The following is a 20,728-nucleotide window of genomic DNA, read 5'->3' on the forward strand; positions in this document are numbered from 1 at the left end:
CGCGCCGGCTGGTTCGGCGCCAGGCTCGGTCAGCTGCCGAGCACGCGATCCGACGACAGGATCGGCTGATCAGGGCGCAGCATCCGCTGCGTTGCGGCGCAATACTTCGCCGATGTCGTTGGCGTCGGCCTCGGCCACCAGGAAAGACTGGCTTTCGCCGTCGGGCGCGGTGATGGACAGTACCAAGCCGGCGGCGTCCATGGCACGCTCGATGCGCCATTCCTGCACCTGCGTCACGTGACGAAGCTCCGGCCTGCCGGAGATCGAACGTACAACGGTATCGTGGGCGGATTGGCGCATGGGTTCCAGTGTGTCCAACGCTATATCCGCCAGTATATGAAGACTCGTCGGTTTGTGCACCCCCTTGAGGAATCGAGGGCTCAGCGTGTAACAATCAACGCTGTATTTCAATGAACACGACGAATTCGCTCATCGCCTCGACCGACTGGTTCCCGCTGGTGCTGTCGCTCAAGGTCGCCGCCGTGGCGACCCTTCTGGCGCTCGTCGTCGGCGTGGCGCTGGGCTGGATCTTCGCCCGCAAGAAGTTCTTCGGCAGCACCGTGGTCGAGGCCGTGTTCATGCTGCCGCTGGTGCTGCCGCCCACCGTCATCGGCTACGCCATCCTCGTGGCGGCCGGGCGCCGCAGCCCGCTGGGCGCGTGGCTGCGGGAGCACCTCGACTACACCATCATCTTCAGCTGGCACGGCGCCGTGGTGGCTTCGGCCGTGGTGGCGTTGCCGCTGGTGCTCAAGTCGGCCAGCGCGGCGTTCTCGGGCGTCGACCGTTCGCTCGAAGCCGCGGCCAGCACGCTGCGGCAGTCGCCGTTTTCGGTCTTCCTGCGCGTCACGCTGCCGCTGGCCTGGCCCGGCATCCTGGCCGGCACGCTGCTGGCGTTCGCGCGCGCCATGGGCGAGTTCGGCGCGTCGCTGATGGTGGCCGGCTCCATCCCCAAGCAGACCCAGACGCTGTCGATGGCCATCTACGACGCGGTGCAGGCGGGGCACGACGACCTCGCACTGCTGCTGGTCATCGTCACTTCGGTGCTGTCGATCACCGTGCTGGTGATGTCGAACCGCTTCTTCTCGCTTCGCTGATTTCGTGTTTCATTCATACCCATAAGGAGTTGCAATGCGTCCGTTCCGTCTCTTGTCCATCGTCGTTGCGCTCGCACTGCCGCTGGCCGCAGCCGCGCAGCAGATCACCGTGTCTGCCGCGGCGAGCCTGACCGACGCATTCAAGGAAATCGGACCCAAGTTCGAGGCCGCCAAGCCGGGCGCCACCGTGCGCTTCAACTTCGCCGCCTCGGGCGTGCTGCTGCAGCAGATCGGCCAGGGCGCGCCGGTGGACGTGTTCGCCAGCGCCGACCAGGACACCATGAACCGCGGCGTGGAGCAGAAGGTCATCGACACCGCCACGCGCAAGGACTTCGTCACCAACAGCCTGGTGCTGATCGAGCCCGCCAGGGACGCCGTGGGCGTGAAGACCCTGCAGGACCTGGGCGGCGCCAGCGTGAAGAAGATCGCCGTGGGCAAGGTCGCCACCGTGCCGGTGGGCCGCTACACCAAGCAGGTGCTCGACGGCGCCAACCTCTGGAGCGCGCTCGAACCCAAGTTCGTGCAGGCCGACAGCGTGCGCCAGGTGCTCGACTACGTGAGCCGCGGCGAGGTCGAGGCCGGCTTCGTCTACCGCACCGACGCGGCCGTGGCCGGCGACAAGGTCAAGATCGCCTTCAACCCCACCGGCCACACGCCCGTGACCTACCCGATCGCCGTGGTGGCCGACAGCAGGCAGAAAGCGCTGGCCGGCGACTTCATCGCGTTCCTGTCGACGCCCGCCGCGCAGGAAGTGCTCACGCGCTACGGATTCGGCAAGCCATGATCGACGTCGATCTGAAGCTCTCGGTGCAGGACGGGGCACGCCGCTTCGACCTGGCCGTGCGCTTTCAGACCGACGTGCCCTTTGCCGCGCTCTACGGCCCGTCGGGCGCGGGCAAGTCGCTCACGCTGCAGGCCATCGCGGGCCTGCTGCAGCCGTCCGCGGGCCATGTGCGGCTCGACGGCCGCACGCTTTACGACGCCGCGCGGGGCATCGACGTGCCCGCGCCGGAGCGCCGCATCGGCTACCTGTTCCAGGACTACGCGCTGTTCCCGCACCTCACGGTGCGCCAGAACGTCGGCTTCGGCCTGACCGCCTGGCATCGCCGCAAGCCCCCTGCGAAGGATGCCGAGCGCGTGCAGGCGCTGCTGGAGAGCTTCGGCCTCACGGCGCTGGCCGACAGCCGTCCGGGCAAGCTCTCGGGCGGCCAGCGGCAGCGCGTGGCACTGGCGCGCGCGCTGGCCTGCGAGCCGCAGGTGCTGCTGCTCGACGAGCCCTTCGCTGCGCTCAACCCCATGCTGCGCACCGAATTGCGCAACGAACTCGCGCAGGTGCGCAGGCAGTGGGGCATTCCGGTGCTGATGATCACCCACGACATCGAGGACGTGCTCGCGCTGGCCGACGTGGCCTTCGTCTACAAGGACGGCCAGGTGGTGCGCGAGATCGATCTGCACAGCGCCGAAAGCCGCGACTTTGCGCTGAACGACATCGCGGGCGCGCAGGAGGTCGAGGACACGCCGCTGCGCAGAAAGCTGCGTGGGTTGCTGATGCAGGACGCGCGAGGCTCCTGAGGCCGCGCTTCATTTCCGTTTTGAATCGCCGCATGTGCCGATCCAATTTGACGGCAGTCCCTCGCGCGCGAACACTCCCGGCATGAGCGAGCAGAAGATCGAGTTTTACAAGGGCCCCGCCGGCGGCTGGGGCGCTTTGCGCAGCGTCACGAATGCGCTGCTGCGGCAGGACATTCCCATCAAGGGCGCGAAGACGCTGCTCTCGGCCAACCAGCCCGATGGCTTCGACTGCCCCGGCTGCGCCTGGCCCGACCGCAACCACGCCTCCACCTTCGAGTTCTGCGAGAACGGCGTCAAGGCCGTGGCCGCCGAAGCCACCGCGCGCCGCGCCGGCCCCGAGCTGTTCGCGAAACACACCGTGGCCGAGCTGGCCGAGCAGAGCGACTTCTGGCTCGAGGACCAGGGGCGCCTGACGCACCCCATGGCCTACGACGCGGGCAGCGACAAGTACGTACCCATCGAATGGGACGACGCCTTTGCGCGCATCGCGCAGCACCTGAACGCGCTGCCCGACCCGAACCAGGCCATCTTCTACACATCGGGCCGCGCGAGCAACGAGGCCGCCTTCCTGTACCAGCTGTTCGTGCGCGAATACGGCACCAACAATTTCCCCGACTGCTCGAACATGTGCCACGAGCCCAGCGGCAGCGGCATGCGCCCGCAGCTTGGCGTGGGCAAGGGCACGGTCACGCTCGACGACTTCGAGAAGGCCGACGCGATCTTCATCTTCGGCCAGAACCCCGGCACCAACCATCCGCGCATGCTGGGCGAGCTGCGTGCGGCCTCCAGGCGCGGCGCGCGCATCGTGAGCTTCAACCCGCTGCGCGAGCGCGGCCTGGAGCGCTTCGCAGATCCGCAGGACAAGCTCGAGATGGCCACCATGGGCTCCACGCCCATCAGCACGCACTACTTCCAGCTGCGCGTGGGCGGCGACTTCTCCGCCATCAAGGGAATGATGAAGCACGTCATCGAGCGCGAGGACGCGGCCGTGGCGCGCGGCGAGCCCTCGGTGCTCGACCATGAATTCATCGCCGCCCACACCGTAGGTTTCGAATCGCTTGCGGCCGATCTGCGCGCCGAGTCGTGGGACATCCTGGTGCGCGAGTCGGGCCTGAGCGAGGCGCAGATCCGCGCCGCTGCCGACGTGTACCTAGGCGCCAGGCGCGTCATCGCCTGCTGGGGCATGGGCATCACGCAGCACCAGCATTCGGTGGCCACCATCCAGATGATCGGCAACTGGCTCATGCTCTGCGGCCACATGGGCCGCGAGGGCGCGGGCGCCTGCCCGGTGCGTGGCCACAGCAACGTGCAGGGCGACCGCACCATGGGCATCTGGGAAAAGCCGCCGGCCGCGCTGCTCGACCGGCTGCAGCAGGTGTTCGGCTTCGAGCCGCCGCGCCAGAACGGTGTCGACACCGTCGAGGCGATCCGGCTCATGCTCGACGGCAAGGGCAAGGTGTTCTTCGCGCTCGGCGGCAACTTCGCGGCCGCCACGCCCGACACCTACCAGACCTGGAAGGGCCTGCAGCAGTGCGACCTCACGGTGCACGTGACCACCAAGCTCAACCGCAGCCACGTGATCCACGGGCGCGAGGCCATCATTCTTCCGTGCCTGGGCCGCACCGAGATCGACATGCAGGCCAACGGCCCGCAGGGCGTGACGGTGGAAGACTCGATGAGCATGGTGCACATCTCGATGGGCATCAACCCGCCCGCGTCGGAGCACCTGCTGTCCGAGCCGGCCATCGTGGCGCGGCTCGCGGCCGCCACCATCGGCGCGCGCAGCAGGACGCCGTGGCTCTGGCTGGTGGAAGACTACGCACGCATCCGCGACAAGATCGAAGCCGTGTTCGACGACTTCAAGGACTTCAACACGCGCGTGGCGCATCCGGGCGGCTTCCGCCTGCGCAATACCGCGAGCGAGCGGGTGTGGAACACCGCGTCGAAGAAAGCCGTTTTCTTCACGCACGCCGTGCCGCTGGACACCCATTCGCACCGCGCCCGCGCGCGCTTCGCGAAGAAGGGCGACACCATCGTCTTCACGCTGCTCACCACGCGCTCGCACGACCAGTACAACACCACCATCTACGGCATGGACGACCGCTACCGCGGCGTGTTCGGCCAGCGCCGCGTGGTCTTCATCAACAAGGAAGACATCCACCAGCTGGGCATGAAGGACGGCGACTGGGTCGACATCCAGACCGTGTGGAGCGACGGCCAGGAACGCCGCGCCGACCGCTTCAGGCTGGTGGCCTACGACATCCCGCGCGGCAACCTCGCGGCCTACTATCCCGAGACCAATCCGCTGGTGCCGCTGTCGTCGGTGGCCGAGAACGCGGGCACGCCGACCTCCAAGTCCATTCCCGTGGTGCTGTCGTTGCATGTGGCGCCTGCCCCGGCCCCGTCAGACGCTGATACCGTGGCGGCATGACCGCCGCCTCCTTCGACACCGACTCCTTCTCCATCGCCATCCTGCGCGCCCTTGCCGATGCGCCGGGCGAGGGCGGCATGTCGCTGCCGCGCCTGGGCAAGCGGCTGGGGCAGGGCGCGAGCGTGGTCATGCGCCAGCTCACGCTGATGGGCGATGCCGCCATCGGCGGCGTGAGCGGCCCCGGCTGGGTGCGCGTGGTGCAGCTGGACGACCGCTGGGTCGCGCACATCACCGACGCCGGGCGCGCACTGGTCGACGCCCCGCCGGCTGACGAAAACCCCGGCTGAGCGGAGAATGGCCGCGGCCATGCAAGACGACCCCATCACCGAATCCGATTCCCTGCCGCCACTTGCGCGGCACGCCGTGCATGTCTTCGGCGAGCGCGGCCTCGCGCCCGAGGGCGCGGTGCGCGACGATACGCTGGCGTCCGAGGTGCCGGTAGCGCTGGTGTTCAACGGCGTCTCGCACGCGGTGATGATGGCCACGCCGCAAGACCTCGAAGCCTTCGCGCTCGGCTTCGCACTGAGCGAAGGCATCCTCGACGGCGCCGCCGATTGCCGGGGCATCGACGTGCGGACGATCGATGCCTCCGATGCCGGCTTGCCCCAGGGCATGCCCGGCATCGAAGTACAACTCGAGATTTCCACACGCAGCTTCGAGCGCCTGAAAGACCGCCGCCGCAGCCTCGCGGGCCGCACCGGCTGCGGCGTGTGCGGCGTCGAGAGCTTCGCGGGGCTCGACCTCACGCCGCAGCGCGTGCCGCAACGCGACTGGATCGAACGCATCGACCTGGCGACAGTGCTTCGCGCCTTCGCCGCCATGCCGCCGCGCCAGACGCTCAACGCCGAAGCCGGCGCAATCCATGCTGCAGCTTGGGCGACGGTCGACGGCGAGCTCACCGATCTGATGGAAGACGTCGGGCGCCACAACGCGCTCGACAAGCTGCTCGGCAAGCTCGCGCTGGCGGGGCGGCTCGCGGAGCCGGGCTTCGTGCTGATGTCCAGCCGCGGCAGCCATGAGCTCGTGCGCAAATGCGCGCGCCTGGGCATCGCCGCGATGGCGACCATCTCCGCGCCGACATCGATGGGCGTGCGCATGGCCGAACTCAGCGGGTTGCGTTTCTGGGGGTTGTGCCGGGCGCCGCGTGGGGTGCTCTATGCCGATGGGCTAAGTAACGGCAGTTGAAGCGTCGCGAGCTGCCTCGCGACATTGCTAACAAGAAGCTGTTTCCTGTTAATTTCGACGCCGTCGATCAATGCGACGGTGTTGCAAATCTAACGGATAACTCAAGAATTCTCTAAGTCACTTTTGGCCACAAATGTGCAGCCAAATGCGACATGACAATCCGCGCCCGCAGCGTATTCCTCGCTGCATACGTCCGGGTTTTCATGTTCCTTCGATCACGCTCTCTCGCGCCGCAATCGTTGCGCGCAGTTTCTGTTGCTTGCCTGTGGCTGGGTGCCGCGTCAGGCGCTCTGGCTCAAGCCAACCCTTCTGCACCCAATCCCTTCGTCGAGCAGCTGCGCCAGCAGGAGCGCGAGCGAGCCCTGCGGGAGCAGCAGGAGAAGTTGGTCGACAGCCACCTTCAGCAAGCGACGCAAAAAGATTCGGGTCGCCTGCCCGAGACGGAGTCGCCGTGTTTTCGCGTCGACCGTCTTGTCCTTTCGGGTGAGCGCTCGGCGGATTTCCAGTGGGCACTGAATGCCGCCGCGGGCCCGGATGCGAACGACAGCCCGCTTGGCCGCTGCCTGGGCACGCAGGGCGTCAACACCGTCATGGCGCGGCTCCAGCAGGCGATCATCGCCAGGGGCTTCGTCACCACCCGTGTGCTGGCGGCGCCGCAGGATCTGTCCACCGGGCTGCTGACCTTCACACTGGTTCCCGGACGCATCGCCGCCGTCCGAGCCACTGCGGATTCGAACACTCGCTTCGGCGGCAACCGTCTGCTGCTCGAAAGCGCGATTCCTGCGCGTCCTGGTGACCTGCTCAACCTGCGTGACATCGAGCAGGGCCTGGAGAACCTCAAGCGCACACCCACCGCTGAAGCCGATATCCAGATCGAGGCCTCGACCGCGCCCGACGCCCGGCCGGGCGACAGCGACCTCGTCGCCAAGTACACGCAAGCCCGCATGCTGCGCGGCACCCTGAGCCTGGACGACAGCGGCACTGGCGCCACTGGCAGGTACCAGGCAGGCGCCACCGTATCTGCCGACAACCTCTTCGGCCTCAATGATCTTTTTTACGTCAGCGCCAACCACAGCGTGGACGGGCATGTCCTGGGCAACCCTCGCCGCGGCACGGAGGGTCAGACCGTTCATTACTCGCTGCCCTGGGGCTATTGGCAGCTCGGCTTCACCGCTTCGAACAGCCACTACCGGCAAACCGTGGCCGGCCTGAACCAGGACTACATCTACGCGGGCAAGACCAACAACGCCGAACTCAGGCTCTCGCGCCTGGTCTACCGTGACCAGCGCCGCAAGACCACTGTCGCGATCCGCGCCTTTCGCCGCGAGTCGCGCAGCTTCGTCGACGACACCCAGATCGAGAACCAGCACCGCGTGCTCGGCGGTTGGGAGGCCAGCCTGAGCCACAAGGAGTTCATCGGTGAAGCCACGCTGGACGGCACCTTCGCCTTGCGCCAGGGCACCGGCGCCTTCGGTGCCAGGCGAGCACCCGAGGAGGCGTTCGACGAAGGCACCAGCCGCTTCCGGCTGATGACGGCCGACGTGAGCCTCAACCTGCCTTTCAAGCTCGGCGAGCAGAAGTTGCGCTACGTGGGCCAGTGGCGTGCGCAGTGGAACCAGACCCAGCTCACGCCGCAAGACCGCTTCGGTATCGGCGGGCGCTACACCGTGCGCGGCTTCGACGGCGAGACCAGCCTGCTCGGCGAGCGGGGCTGGCTGCTGCGCAACGACATCGGGTGGGCCGCGGGCCAGAGCGGAGCCGAACTCTATGCGGGCATCGACTACGGCCGCGTGGCCGGCAGGTCGGTCGCATGGCTGCTCGGAAATCACCTGGCGGGTGGCGTGATCGGCGTGCGTGGGGCATGGAGGGGGCTGAACTACGACGTCTTCATCGGCGCTCCGATCAGCAAGCCCGAGGGATATCGCACGGCCAGGGTCACGACGGGGTTCAACCTCAACTTCAGCTTTTGAGGAGGAAGCCGCACCAGAGAAAACCGACATTGCATCCCCCAACCAATCACAACAGATCACACAAGATTCATGAAAAACAAAATTCTCTTTTCGCTCTCATTGCTGTCACTTGGCCTGCTTCACGCTTGCGGTGGAGGCAGCGGCGGTGGAGGTGGCGGCATGCCGATGGGCGCCATTCCAGCCGTTGCTCCGTCGGCGACCGCAGAAGCGCCTGCAGCAGCGCCCGCAGCAGCCGATTCCGGCTCGGTCTCGGCACCGTTCGCTCGCGGCGAGCGCGCGCGCTACCTGCTCCTGGGTGTGGGTGCGCAGTCGTTCGGTGTGCTGTCGCAAAGCGAGCAGGCGGCCAGCGGCGCGATGATCCGCCTGAACGACAACACGCTGACGGGGTCGAGCGCGACGAAGGAAATCAACGGCGACGCGAACTTCGCGATCGGCCGTTGGACCGCCGGCACCGTCACGCGCAGTTCGGGCGCGGAAACCCTCACTGGCGGCGACAACCGTGCGTATCACTACCTTGCACTGAACGAGCTGAAGACCCTGCCTGGGAGCGGAAGCCCCACCTGCGATGCGGGCGTCTTCACCAGCCCCACTTACGTGAGTGGCGGCGGGGGCGCGGCCAACAGCGGCACCGCAAGCGGCTCTTCGACGCTGGCATTCGGCAGCGAAGGAGCGACCGTCACGGGCTCGGTGAAGGTGACGGTCGGCGATGCCGTCGGCACGGTGAATTTCGACACCAAGGTCAAGTCGCCATCCAGCACGTCTGTGACCGGCAGCTTCCTGAGTGCGGGTGCCGGCGCCGGCATCACGCTGGGTGATCACGGCAGCGGTGCCTATGCGATTGCGGTGGGCTATTCGGCAACGCTTCCTTCCGGCGCGCGGTACATGGGCGTCGCGAAGTTCCGCTGCGCTTGAGATCGTGAGCAGGGAGCCGGGGTGGTCGCATCGCTGCGCTCACCGTCGGCTCCCGTCAGGGGCCGAGTTTCCGAGCCATAAGGGAGAAAAAAATGAACAAGCATCTTTACCGGATCATCTTCAACGCCGCGCGCGGCATGCGCATGGTGGTTCAGGAAACGGCCAGCAGCATCGGCAAGGGAGCCTCCAGAGGCACCGTGCCAGCGGCCGCGCTCTTCGGCGTGCTGCTCGCAGGCGCCGTTCGGGCACAGATCGTAGGGGCGCCCAGCGTCGCCGGGCATCTTCGGCCGACCGTGCTCATGGCACCCAACGGCGTGCCGCTGGTCAACATCCAGACGCCCTCGGCCGCGGGCGTGAGCCGCAACGTCTACAACCAGTTCGACGTGATGCGCAATGGCGCCATCCTGAACAACAGCCGGGTGAATGTGCAGACGCAGCTCGGCGGCTTCGTCCAGGGCAACCCGTGGCTCGCGAGAGGCCCGGCGCGCGTCATCCTCAACGAGATCAATGGCGGCAACCCGACGCAGCTGCGTGGCCACGTCGAGGTGGGCGGGCAGCGCGCGGAGGTGATCATCGCCAATCCGGCGGGCATCTCCGTGGATGGCGGCGGCTTCATCAACGCATCGCGCGCGACCCTGACCACCGGCGTGCCACAGCTCAATGCACTGGGCGGGCTCGACAGCTTTCTCGTGCGCGATGGCACCGTGAGCATCGAAGGCGCTGGGCTCGATGCCGGCAAGACGGACTATGCGGCGATCCTCTCGCGGGCCGTGCAGGTCAATGCGGGCATCTGGGCGAATGAACTCCAGGTGGTCGCGGGTGCCAACCAGATCGGCGCCGATCACGGCAGTGTCACGCCCATTGCGGGCAACGGGCCCGCACCTGCCTTCGCACTCGACGTTGCGGCGCTGGGCGGCATGTACGCCCGGAAGATCACGCTCATCGGCACCGAGGCGGGGTTTGGCGTGCGCAACGCGGGCAACGTCGGCGCGGGTGCGGGCGGTCTTGTCGTGACGACGCAGGGGCGACTGGAAAACACTGGAACGCTCGAAGGCGCTCGGGTGCAACTCGCCAGCGGCGCGGACATCGACAACCGTGGCGGCACCATCCGGCAGACGAGCACAGCCGGCCTCACTGTCGACTCGCAGGTGCTGAGCAACACAAGCGCAGGCTTGATCGGTGCGGAGCCTCTGGCATCGGCAGCGGGCGCGAGCGGTACGTCTGCCGCCCTCGCTGGGTCAGCCTCGTCCGATGCCGCCGCGGCTCCGGGTGCCGTCACCGCGGCAGGCACTATCCGCAACGATGCTGGTCGCATCTATGCAGGCGGCCCGATCACGCTCAAGACGCCGCAGATCGACAACACGGGAGGCACTCTAAACGTGGCCACCATGGCCGTGACCGGTGCCAGCTTCAGCAACGCGGGCGGCACGCTCAACGTCAGCCAGGGCTTCGGCGCGAACGTCGGCAGGTTCGACAACACAGGCGGGAAGCTGAATGCGGGCAGCCTGCAAATCGCCACCAGCGGTGACCTGATCAACGTGGACGGCACGCTCACCAGCGCCAGCGATGCGAACCTCGCCGTCGGCGGCCGGGCCGACAACACGCGCGGGACCACCACGGCGGTTGGTCGCCTGACGGCCAATGTGGCGAAGGCCGTCGACAACAGCGCCGGTACCCTGGTCGCAAATGAAGGTCTGTCTCTCGACGCAGGCGCGTTGCGCAACAGCGGGGCGATCCGTGCGGGCAACGACATCAAGCTTGCAGTCGCCGGTGCGCTTGTCAATGACGGCAGCATCACCGCCGGCGGCAACACTGTGATCACGGCTGGCAGCCTGGCATCGAGCGGCGGCAGCGTGCTCGGTGCCGGGGTGCAGAGCGACGGCAAGCCGGGCCTTGCAGGTGAACTGAGCGTCGCAGCCTCTGGCTCGCTGGTTGCAAATGGCGTGAACCTGGCTGTTGGCGACGCAACGCTGCGAGGCGCAAGCGTAGACCTCTCGGGAAGCCAGACCAGCGCGGCGAACATCTCAGTGACTGCTACGCAGGGCAACGTGAAAACCGGCGACAAGGCCAAGGTGGTGACGCCGGGCACCTTGAGCATCACTGCCAACGCGCAGGCGGACCAGGCCTTGCTCAACGACGCCGGCGTGCTCAATGCCGGCCGGCTGAATCTGCGGGCATCGAACATCGCCAACACCCGCAGCGGCGAGATCGTGCAGACCGGTGCCGATGCCACCACGCTGGCCGTCTCCGGCATCCTGAACAACGATGGCGGGCGCATTGCCAGCAACGGCCGCGACCTGACGCTGAGTGCTGCCAGGCTGGGAAATGCCGGCGGCGCGGTCGAGCATGCGGGTGAGCAAGCGCGCACCGGCACCTTGCGCATCGCGGGTGGCAGCTTCAGTGGAGCCAGCGGCCGCATCGCCGGCAACGGCGCTCTCGCCATCGAACTGAAGAACGGCTTCGAGCAAGACAACGGCCGTACTGAAGCCAGGCAGATCAGCATCGAGGCCGGTTCATTGAGCAATCGCGGCGGCAAGATCTCGGGGCGCTCGCTGTCGGTCGATACACGCGGCGGGGACCTCGACAACGGCGCCAAGGGCACCATCGCCGCATCGGGAGCGCTCGTGCTGCGATCCGGCGCCTTGAACAACGACTCGGGCTTGATCCAGTCGGGCGAGTCGCTGCGCATCGACACCAACGGCCGGGTCCTCGTCAACACCAACGCGGCCGGCTACCGGACTCCACCGGAGGACATGGTCGGAGGCATCACGAGCGGCGGCACGCTCAGCCTGAAGACGGGCGAAGTCAAGAACACGGCCGGTTCCATCGACTCGAAGGGAGCGTTGATTGCCGAAACCCAGGCGTTCACCAACGCCGGCGGCAAGACGCTGGCCGTGGGCAGCCTGGATCTCGATGCCGGCAATGGAACGATCGACAACACCGGCGGATTGGTCCGCGCGAACGGAGCGGCCCGGCTCCGTGCCGGCAGCGTCGTCAATGCCAACACCTCGGGCGACGAGCAAGGCATCGAAGCAAGGAACGTCACGGTTCTTGGCGGGGCGGAACTGAACAACATCTCGGGGCGGATCGCCGCCGTGGAGGCGCTTGACGTCAAGGATCGGAACGCGGGCAACTCCGCGGCCAGGGGCCTGGCCATCACCAACACCGATGGCGTGCTCAAGGCCGGGGTACCTGCTGCGCCGGGTGCGGACGGCAAGATGCGCAGTGGTGTCGGAGGCGTGTTCATCGACGCGAAGTCCTTCAGCGGCGACGGCCGGATTGCCTCCGCCAACGACCTGAACGTTGCGCTCGTACAGGACGTCACGAACAACACGAAGATGGACGTCGACGGCAACCTGAACTTCAGCACCGCCGGCAAGTTCACCAACAACACGAAGTTGTCGGCAGGGCGCAAGCTCACGGTCGAGGCAAGCGTCATCGACAACGCGGCGGACGCCGAGATGTCGGGTAGGGACACCGCAGTGAAGGCGGCGACGACACTGACCAATCGAGGCTTGATAGACAGCCAGGGCGCGACACAGATCGACGCGGGCACGCTGCACAACATCGGCACGGGCCGCATCTACGGCAACGCGGTGTCCGCTGCGGTGGGCACGCTCGACAACTCTGCTGAAACCGTCAATGGCATCACCAAGGCCGCGACCATCGCGGCGCGCGAGTCGCTGAACATCGGTGCCGACATCGTCCGCAATCGCGAGCACGCGTTGATCTTCAGCGCTGGAACGGGCGCGAAGGCACTGAACATCGGCGGCAGGCTCGACGGCAACCGCGAACCCGCGACCAGCGGCAGTGCCCTGGAAAACCTGAGCGCGCGCATCGAGTCGCTGGGCGACATGACTGTCTCGATGGGGCGCATCGACAACCTCGACACGCGCATCAAGCTCGGTCCGAAGACGACGACCCAGGTGTTCTCCAGAACCATCGGCGTGGAAGGCATCGGCCACTTCAAGCCGGAGGATGTTGCCTACACCCCGGGCAAGGCCAACCTCTTGCTGCGCAACCCCGATGGAAGCTGGAGGCCAGCCAATGGCCATGTCTGGGGAGTTTGGGACAAAACCGTTCTCACGACGACCGACACGGCCATCGACGCCGACCCGGCCGCCATCGTCGCCGGCAGGGACATGACCCTCATAGGCAACGGGCTCAACCGCGACAGCCGGATCACCGCTGGCGCTGTGCTGGACGCGCCCGGCATCAGGAACGAGGCGCTACAGGGGGAGGTCACCACGCAGACCGGCTCCATCGTCCATTGGCGCGCCACCCGGCGGCAGCCGGATGTCATCGAACCCGTGTCGAGACTGAGCAGGGATGTGGGCGCCTACGAGAAAACAGGCAACTTCAACGCCACCAAGGGATACGACGCGGGCAAAGGCTCCGGCGGTGCGAGCGGCCCGAGCCCAGTGGCGACAATCGTCGAAGTGCCGGCCAACGTCGGTGGCGTCGTGAATGCCGGAGGGCGCTCGGTCGATGCCGCCATGACTCAAGCAAGCAACGCCAAGGTGGGGGCCGGCCAGACCGTACCCATGGTCGTACGCACCAGTTCGCCTCGCATCGATATTCCCCAAGCCAGTCTTTTCAATCTGAATGGCGGGCCGCGGGGCTATCTCGTCGAGGCCGACCCGCGCTTCGCCGGCTACCGGAACTGGCTCAGCAGCGACTACCTGCTGAACAACCTCGGCCAAGACCCCGGCAACACGCTCAAGCGCCTGGGCGACGGCTTCTACGAGCAGAAGCTCATTCGCGAGCAGGTCGCGCAGCTCACCGGCTATCGCTACCTGGGTGGCCACTACAACGACGAGGAGCAGTACACGGCGCTGATGAACAACGGGGCCACCTTCGCGCGGCAGCATGGCTTGCGGCCGGGCATCGGCCTGTCGGAAGTCCAGATGGCGCAGCTCACCAGCGACATCGTCTGGCTGGTCGAGAAGACGGTGACGCTGCCCGAGGGAGTCACCCGGCAAGTACTGGCGCCGCAGCTGTACGTGCGCGTGCGGCCCGGCGACATCGATGGTTCGGGCGCGCTGCTGAGCGCCGATGCCACCGTCATCAAGGGCGATGGTGATCTGGTCAACACAGGCACCATCGCCGGGCGCACGCTGGTCAAGATAGACAAGGACAACGTCAGGAACCTTGGTGGCCGCATTGCGGGCGGCAACCTTGGAATCCACGCCAAGACCGACCTTGACAACATCGGCGGCAGCATCACTGCCAGCGACTCCGCGAGATTGACGGCCGGCAACGACATCAACCTCGTGACGACCACCCGCACGCAGACCGGAGTGCTGACCAGCCGGACGAACATCGACCGCGTGGCGGGGGTCTATGTGAGCAATCCCGAAGGCATCCTCGTGGCTTCGGCCGGGCGGGACGTCCGCCTTGCCGGCGCCATCCTCGCGAATAGCGGCAACGACAGCGGGACGCTGCTGAAGGCCGGGCGGGACATCAGTGTTTCGACGGTCAAGGAAGAGGAGCGTCAGGAGCGAGGCAGCGGCCCGCGCAACTTCTACAGCCAGAGCAGCAGCCGGGAGGTGGGCAGCCAGATTGCCGGCGGCGGCAATGTGACCCTCGACGCCGGAAACAACATCCGCATCCGCGGATCCGTCATCGACGCCGAGGGTGACCTGGCAGTGAAGGCCAGAGAAGGCGATGTGCGCATCGAGACCGGGCGTGCCACCGTCTCGGTCGACTCCGCGAGTGAAGCGAAAAAGAAAGGCTTTCTCTCCAGCAAGACCACCACGCAGCGCGACAGTTCGCGCGAGGACACCGCCACCGGCAGCTCGCTGGGCGGGCGCAACATCATCGTGTCGGGTCGGGACGTCACTGTGTCGGGCAGCGAGATCATTGCCGACAAGAATGCGTCCATCGTCGCCAGGCGCGACCTCACCATCGAGGCCGCGCAGGACAGCCGCTCCGAGAGCGCCTATCGCGGCACCAGCCAGTCCGGACTCATGGGCTCGGGCGGCTTCGGCTTCACCATCGGCAGCCGCAGCCAGAGTACCGACACCCGAAGCGAAAACACCAGCGCAGTGCGCAGCACGGTGGGCAGCATCGGCGGCAACACGACGCTCATTGCCGGCAATCGGTACACGCAGATCGGCAGCGACGTGGTCGCTCCTGACGGAGACGTGACCATCGCCGCCAAGAGCATCGCGGTTCGCGAGGCACGTGAAACCAGCCGGACCGAGACCGAGCAGAAGCAGAAGACCGGCGGCCTGACCATTGCGCTTACCGCACCCGTCATCAGCGCGATGCAAAGCATCGGCAACACGGCCAAGGCCGTCCAGCAAACCGGCAGCGGACGCATGCAGGCGCTGGGTGCCGCCTCCATGGCCGTCGAGGCCAAAGGCGTGGCGGATGCCCTGGCCAACGCCAGTGTCACCAATCCGGCGCAGTCCATGGGTGTCAACCTGTCGATCAGCCTCGGCGGCAGCCAGAACAAGAGCAACCGCACCGAAACCAGCGACACCGCGTCCGGCAGCCGCATCGAGGGCAAGAACGTCAGCCTGCTCGCGATCGGCGGCGGCAAGGACAGCAACATCCTGGTCCAAGGCAGCAACATCGTCGCGCGCGACACTGCGACGCTCGCTGCGGAAAACCGCATCGATGTTCTCGCGGCCCAGAACACCAGCGAGCGGCATGGCACCAACAAGGGCAGCGGCGGCAGCGTGGGTGTGAGCGTCGGCACCAGCGGCCTGCTGTTCAACGTCGGCGCGAACGCCAGCCGGGGCAAATCGGACGGCACCGATTCGACCTACACCAACAGCCGCGTGAGCGCCGGCAACAAGGTGAACCTCGCGAGCGGCGGTGACATGACCATCAAGGGTGGCGTGATCGAAGCCGACCGTGTGGCCGCCAAGGTGGGCGGCGATTTGAAGATCGAGAGCCTGCAAGACACCGGCACCTCGGCCAGCACGCAGCAGAGCCTGGGCGGTTCCTTGAGCGTCGGGGTGGGCGTGTGGAGCGCAGGCGTGAGCGCAAGCAGCGCCAAGGCCAGCGGCAACTTCGCGAGCGTGAAGGAGCAGTCGGGTATCAAGGCGGGCGACGGCGGCTTCGACGTCGACGTGAAGGGCCGCACCGACCTCAAGGGCGCGGTGATCGAGAGCACGCAGGCGGCGGTGGACAACGCGAGAAACACTTTCAAGTCCGCCAGCCTCACCACCAGCGACATCCAGAACTTCGACAGCTACAAGGCCAGCGGTGCGAGCTTGGGCCTGAGCGTTTCAGGACAGCAGCCCAAGGGCGAAGACAAGAAACCCATACCGGGCTCGGACTTCAAGGTGGGCTCAGGCGGCAGTGCGGGCGTGGGCAGCGCGTCGGGCTCGCAATCGAGCGTGACCAAGGCCGGCATCAGCGGCATTGCGGGTGACCAGAGCGTGCGCACTGGCGTAGACAGCACGAATGCGCTGACGAAGAAATGGGATACCGACAAGCTGGTCGCCGATGTGCAGGCGCAAGTGCAGATCACGCAGGCTGCAATGCCGAAGGCCGCCAAAGCTGTCGGAGAGTACGCGGAACGTCAGACCCGGAAATACGAGCAGGCGCAACTCCAGGCTTCGGTGGCGCAGCAGGTATTGAACGATCCGGGCGCGAGTGACGAGCAAAGGGCGCAGGCGACTGCGGCTTTGGCGAACGCCGGCAGCACCCTCGCGGCGGAGCGGCAGAACTACGAAAACTGGAAGGAAGGCGGTGCTTCACGCGTGTGGGCGCATGCCTTGGTCGGCGGGCTTGCGGGCAACCTGCAGGGTGCGGCGGGCGCGGCGCTGGCGTCGGCTGCGGCACCGGTCGTCGATGAACTGACGCGCGACCTGCCCAGTGGCGTCAAAGAGGCAGTTGGCGCTGGTTTGGCGGTCGGGTTAGGTGCAACGGCCGGTGGTGCGGCCGGTGCGACGACTGCATTCAATGCCGACGTCAACAACCGCCAGTCCAATGCAGCACAGCGAGATGCGCTCGCCCGCTTGCAGAAAAACAAGGGCGAGGCCGATCAGAAAAAGCTGGCCGATGCGATGTGCGCGCTTCTGAAGTGCGCGGCCGGCGCGGACCCGAACAGCGCCGGCTACGCTGCAAAGGTCTCTTCGCAGAACAGAGGGACTGACTATAAGGATGAGCAACAGTTGCTGCTCAAGACCGGGGTGTTCTCGGAGTACGGATGGTCCGATGGCGCCATTGACATCGCGAGCACGCTTTTGCACAACGCCAAGGACGGGATGCAAGGGGCGGCCAGTGGTGCTGGCTATCTTGGGAATGCTTTGGCTCGGGACTTTCAACTGGCGGTGGCGGGGGCGAACCCGCCGGATACTCCGCCTGACATTGATTCGGGAGGCAAACCGCCTGCTGCTGGTGGCGGTGCGGTCTTGGTGGGGATGGCGCCTACGGTCTGGTGTGCGGTCCCGCCGACTTGCGTCCCTGGCTTTGCGCCGGTTGCAGCCGGGGGGAGGCTTGGGTATGCGCCTAGTAACTGGACCCTGTCAACCGGATCGGAAGCAGAACGCGGAGATGCTTCAAATGGATCTGCAAATTCCGCACATAAAAAAATTGGCGAACCTGATGGCCTAAATCAAGAATTGCCTTCTGGGGTTCTCCTGTCAGGCGAAAAAAAGCAGACAAGTCCGTTTACTGATGGCATTTCTGTATATTTAAAGTCAATAAATACTAGACACTACGCTGATAAGGTAAATCAAAGCTCGGTTGCGAAAGACCTTAATACCGTGGTAGATAGATTGATAGTTGATGTTCAAGCTGATATGAATGCTATTCGAGCCGGGGAGGCTAAAAATATCGGCAACAACTATTTGATAAATAATCGATTATATGGGGCCCATGATGGAACTTTATATCCAATCTCTGGCCCAGGATTGTATACATTGGATCGAGGGGCTTATAAGGCGTTAGGCGTGCTAAATAAATTTGGCGATACCCCGCAGGCAGATAATATTCTGAAAAATATGGGTATCTCTGATCAAACGAGAGAAGTCGCATTAAATGTTTGGAGAGTGATTAAAAAATGATTGACATTCTATTAAAAAATGATCTTTGTGAAGAAAGATTGCAAGAGTTTTTGGCGTTGGTGTTTTCCGTCGAAATGGAAACAATAATGATTTTTTCGATTGGAAATTTTTCAAAAATGGGTGAAATTGATTTTTCGGGATTTAATTGTCTTTGTGTTTATGAATCGATCGAAGGTGATGCGTCAAAATTATTGCAACTGTATCGTTGCAAGGTATCCCGTGATGAATTTATATCTGATCTGCAAATGGCTTGCAAAATTAAAAATATAGCGTGCTATGTGCCCAGCGATTCGTTCGACAGCTGGTTCCTTATTGATGGAGATCGATCGATGAAAGCTGTAAGTCAAATTGAATCGGAAGACGGCATTTTTTTATTCACTCAGAAGTAAATTGAACAACTGATCTTGTGATTTCCGCATATGAACGTGTCTTGAGTGCGCCTCTTGTACTGCCTGCGAAACATTTTCTGCATTAGTAATTTCAATGTAAGTGAGTCTAAATTGTCTGGTGAGATATTTCCAAAGAAGCCTTGCCGTTCCTCCTAAGACGTACTTTTTGATCGTAAATGGCAGCCCGGAAATACGAGCAGGCGCAGCTCCACGGGACGGTGGCTAGGCAGGTTTGAACGACCCGGGCGCGAATGACGAGCAAGGGGCAGGCGAATGCGGCTTTGGCGAACGCGGGCAGCAGCACTCTCGCGGCGGAGCAGCAGAACTACGAAAACTGGAAGGAAGGCGGTGCTTCACGCGCGTGGGCGTATGCCTGGGTCGGTGAGCTTACGGGCAACCTGTAGGGTGGGGCGGCTTGGGCATGCGCCTGGCCATTTGACGTTGTTCAGCGAAGCTGAAGCAGGAGGTGGTGGGCGTTGCAGACGGACCCAGCAGCCTGCCGATTAGGGAACGGTCTGCGCTCTGCGGATGCACTGGGCATTGGCGCAGGTCCAGACTTAATTCCCAAGGTCAGACAGCTTATTCAACAGGAGGTGCCTCGTGGCCATGAATGAATTTAGATTTGCATGCGATAGTAAAAAATTAGAAGATCTTCTTGGATTTGCCTTGTCGGTAATTGTTCGGGATGATCTCGATAGATTTGATATGCCTGGTATCGCACTAAATCTGGATGTTTTATATGCAGAGCGCGGAGTGGGGCATGAAGTTTGTATTGAGATTGATTTTTTGCCTCCGCTCAAAACGGGCAAGGCATTGCCCATTGATTTTGTAGTTATTAGCTATAGAGACTGTAATCCTGGCGAGGAAGATGCTGGACTTTACGCATACGGTGAATTCGCCAGAGGGTTGAACGAAGAACTGTTAAAGCAAAGCGAGGGTGATGCCGTGCTCAGAGAAAGAGCATTGAGATTGATTGAAAAATACGATCTAAAAAAATATGAAAACATCTGAGCAGGAGCCCTGTCCTGTTCTTGTGCCTGCTGACGTATCCATCCCCGATCTCAGCACCATCCCACTCACCCCAACCTCAACACCGCCTCAGCCACAGCCCCAATCCCCTGATCCGACAGATCAACCGCACCCACGCTCCGGCGCCGCCCCCACGCCCGAAAGTGCAGCTCCTGCGACTTCTCATAGTGCGGGTCGTAATGCAGCGCCATCAGCTCCGCAAACAGATGCGGCAGATCGCCTTCATGCGCCCAATGCTGCCAGCGCGCCACTGTCTCCTTGCCCTGCAGTTCCTTCAGCGCTCCCAGCTTGTCGGCCAGCGCGTCGGGGTCGTCGCCCAGGTAGGCGTAGTCACGCAGCAGATACGCCAGCCGCGCCTCTGGCGTAGCGCAGACCTCTATGCACGGCGCCGCGCGCATCCGCGCCACCAACGACAACGGCAGCGACAGCCGCCCGATGCGGATGCTCTCTCCCTCGACATACAGCGGACGCGAAAGATCGACCGTCTCGAGCACCGCCGCGATCAGCGTCTCGAAATGCTTTTGCGAAGGCTGCGGCACACCCGGCAGTGAACCGAGCAGCGAGCCTTTGTGGCTGGCGAAGTCTTCCAGGTCGAGCACCTGTGCGCCGCGGGCGGCAAGCGCATGCAGCACGCGCGTCTTCGCACTGCCGGTGGCGCCGCAGACCACGCGCAGGTCGAGCTTCGGGGTCAGCGCGTCGATCTGCGAAATGACGTGCCGGCGAAAGCTCTTGTAGCCGCCCGCGAGTTGCTGTGCGTCCCAGCCGACGAGGCGCAGCCACGTTACCATGGAGCCGCTGCGCATGCCGCCGCGCCAGCAGTACACCAGCGGCTTCCAGTTCTCGGGCCTGTCGGCCAGGGTTTCGCGCAGGTGCCGCGCAATGTTGGCGGCGACCATCGCACCGCCGATGCGCCGCGCCTCGAAAGCGCCGGTCTGCACGTAGACGGTGCCGACGATGCGGCGCTCCTCGTCGTCCAGCACCGGGCAGTTGATGGCACCGGGAATGTGGTCGAGCGCGAACTCGGCCGGTGAGCGGGCGTCGATCAGCGTGTCGAAGGCGTGGCGGTCGCCGACGCGCACGGGCTGGCGATGACTCATGGCGGGAACCTCATGCCCCGATT

Annotated in this window: 13 protein-coding genes; 11 read left to right on the forward strand and 2 right to left on the reverse strand. The window is 64.6% G+C overall.

Annotated features, from left to right (window positions below):
- Positions 1–69 precede the first annotated feature (69 nt).
- Complete coding sequence (locus tag ACWV14_RS07750) at positions 70–300, reverse strand: hypothetical protein (protein ID WP_454907459.1); 231 nt, start codon at positions 298–300, stop codon at positions 70–72.
- A gap of 110 nt (positions 301–410) precedes the next feature.
- Between ACWV14_RS07750 and modB the strand changes: the two genes are divergently transcribed.
- The 11 genes from modB to ACWV14_RS07805 all read left to right on the forward strand — a co-directional run bounded on the left by modB (position 411) and on the right by ACWV14_RS07805 (position 19,590).
- Positions 411–1,094 carry a molybdate ABC transporter permease subunit gene (modB, locus tag ACWV14_RS07755; RefSeq protein WP_454907458.1) on the forward strand — a complete coding sequence of 228 codons (684 nt, stop codon included), beginning with the start codon at positions 411–413 and terminating at the stop codon, positions 1,092–1,094.
- A 34-nt stretch (positions 1,095–1,128) separates the two neighbouring features.
- Positions 1,129–1,878, forward strand: coding sequence for a molybdate ABC transporter substrate-binding protein (gene modA / locus ACWV14_RS07760; RefSeq protein ID WP_454907457.1), 750 nt, complete (start codon positions 1,129–1,131; stop codon positions 1,876–1,878).
- The gene (locus ACWV14_RS07765; protein WP_454907456.1) at positions 1,875–2,666 is read left to right on the forward strand and encodes an ABC transporter ATP-binding protein; all 792 of its coding nucleotides are present in this window, start codon (positions 1,875–1,877) and stop codon (positions 2,664–2,666) included. The genes modA and ACWV14_RS07765 overlap by 4 nt, the downstream gene beginning before the upstream one ends.
- Before the next feature lie 82 nt (positions 2,667–2,748).
- Entirely contained in the window at positions 2,749–5,097 is a 2,349-nt protein-coding gene (locus ACWV14_RS07770; RefSeq protein WP_454907455.1) for an FdhF/YdeP family oxidoreductase, read from the forward strand.
- Positions 5,094–5,384, forward strand: a complete 291-nt coding sequence (locus ACWV14_RS07775) for a hypothetical protein (protein ID WP_454907454.1) — start codon at positions 5,094–5,096, stop codon at positions 5,382–5,384. Before ACWV14_RS07770 ends, ACWV14_RS07775 begins: the two co-directional genes overlap by 4 nt.
- A gap of 19 nt (positions 5,385–5,403) precedes the next feature.
- The gene (gene fdhD / locus ACWV14_RS07780; RefSeq protein ID WP_454907453.1) at positions 5,404–6,282 is read left to right on the forward strand and encodes a formate dehydrogenase accessory sulfurtransferase FdhD; all 879 of its coding nucleotides are present in this window, start codon (positions 5,404–5,406) and stop codon (positions 6,280–6,282) included.
- A 203-nt stretch (positions 6,283–6,485) separates the two neighbouring features.
- Entirely contained in the window at positions 6,486–8,252 is a 1,767-nt protein-coding gene (locus ACWV14_RS07785) for a ShlB/FhaC/HecB family hemolysin secretion/activation protein (RefSeq protein WP_454907452.1), read from the forward strand.
- 69 nt (positions 8,253–8,321) lie between these two features.
- Positions 8,322–9,164, forward strand: coding sequence for a hypothetical protein (locus tag ACWV14_RS07790; RefSeq protein WP_454907451.1), 843 nt, complete (start codon positions 8,322–8,324; stop codon positions 9,162–9,164).
- Between the two features lie 92 nt (positions 9,165–9,256).
- Entirely contained in the window at positions 9,257–18,190 is an 8,934-nt protein-coding gene (locus tag ACWV14_RS07795; protein ID WP_454907450.1) for a hemagglutinin repeat-containing protein, read from the forward strand.
- Positions 18,187–18,579, forward strand: coding sequence for a hypothetical protein (locus ACWV14_RS07800; RefSeq protein ID WP_454907449.1), 393 nt, complete (start codon positions 18,187–18,189; stop codon positions 18,577–18,579). The genes ACWV14_RS07795 and ACWV14_RS07800 overlap by 4 nt, the downstream gene beginning before the upstream one ends.
- A 600-nt stretch (positions 18,580–19,179) precedes the next feature.
- Positions 19,180–19,590 carry a hypothetical protein gene (locus ACWV14_RS07805; protein ID WP_454907448.1) on the forward strand — a complete coding sequence of 137 codons (411 nt, stop codon included), beginning with the start codon at positions 19,180–19,182 and terminating at the stop codon, positions 19,588–19,590.
- Positions 19,591–19,655: 65 nt separating this feature from the next.
- Here the strand turns inward: ACWV14_RS07805 and mnmH are convergent, their stop codons facing one another.
- Positions 19,656–20,705, reverse strand: a complete 1,050-nt coding sequence (gene mnmH / locus ACWV14_RS07810; RefSeq protein WP_454907447.1) for a tRNA 2-selenouridine(34) synthase MnmH — start codon at positions 20,703–20,705, stop codon at positions 19,656–19,658.
- Between the last annotated feature and the right edge of the window lie 23 nt (positions 20,706–20,728).

It is taken from the genome of Variovorax durovernensis (genome assembly GCF_977011995.1).

Coding starts and splice junctions, on each gene's coding strand:
- ACWV14_RS07750 (WP_454907459.1), bottom strand. CDS start 300: ATGCGCCAATCCGCCCACGATACCGTTGTACGTTCGATCTCCGGCAGG.
- modB (WP_454907458.1), top strand. CDS start 411: ATGAACACGACGAATTCGCTCATCGCCTCGACCGACTGGTTCCCGCTG.
- modA (WP_454907457.1), top strand. CDS start 1,129: ATGCGTCCGTTCCGTCTCTTGTCCATCGTCGTTGCGCTCGCACTGCCG.
- ACWV14_RS07765 (WP_454907456.1), top strand. CDS start 1,875: ATGATCGACGTCGATCTGAAGCTCTCGGTGCAGGACGGGGCACGCCGC.
- ACWV14_RS07770 (WP_454907455.1), top strand. CDS start 2,749: ATGAGCGAGCAGAAGATCGAGTTTTACAAGGGCCCCGCCGGCGGCTGG.
- ACWV14_RS07775 (WP_454907454.1), top strand. CDS start 5,094: ATGACCGCCGCCTCCTTCGACACCGACTCCTTCTCCATCGCCATCCTG.
- fdhD (WP_454907453.1), top strand. CDS start 5,404: ATGCAAGACGACCCCATCACCGAATCCGATTCCCTGCCGCCACTTGCG.
- ACWV14_RS07785 (WP_454907452.1), top strand. CDS start 6,486: ATGTTCCTTCGATCACGCTCTCTCGCGCCGCAATCGTTGCGCGCAGTT.
- ACWV14_RS07790 (WP_454907451.1), top strand. CDS start 8,322: ATGAAAAACAAAATTCTCTTTTCGCTCTCATTGCTGTCACTTGGCCTG.
- ACWV14_RS07795 (WP_454907450.1), top strand. CDS start 9,257: ATGAACAAGCATCTTTACCGGATCATCTTCAACGCCGCGCGCGGCATG.
- ACWV14_RS07800 (WP_454907449.1), top strand. CDS start 18,187: ATGATTGACATTCTATTAAAAAATGATCTTTGTGAAGAAAGATTGCAA.
- mnmH (WP_454907447.1), bottom strand. CDS start 20,705: ATGAGTCATCGCCAGCCCGTGCGCGTCGGCGACCGCCACGCCTTCGAC.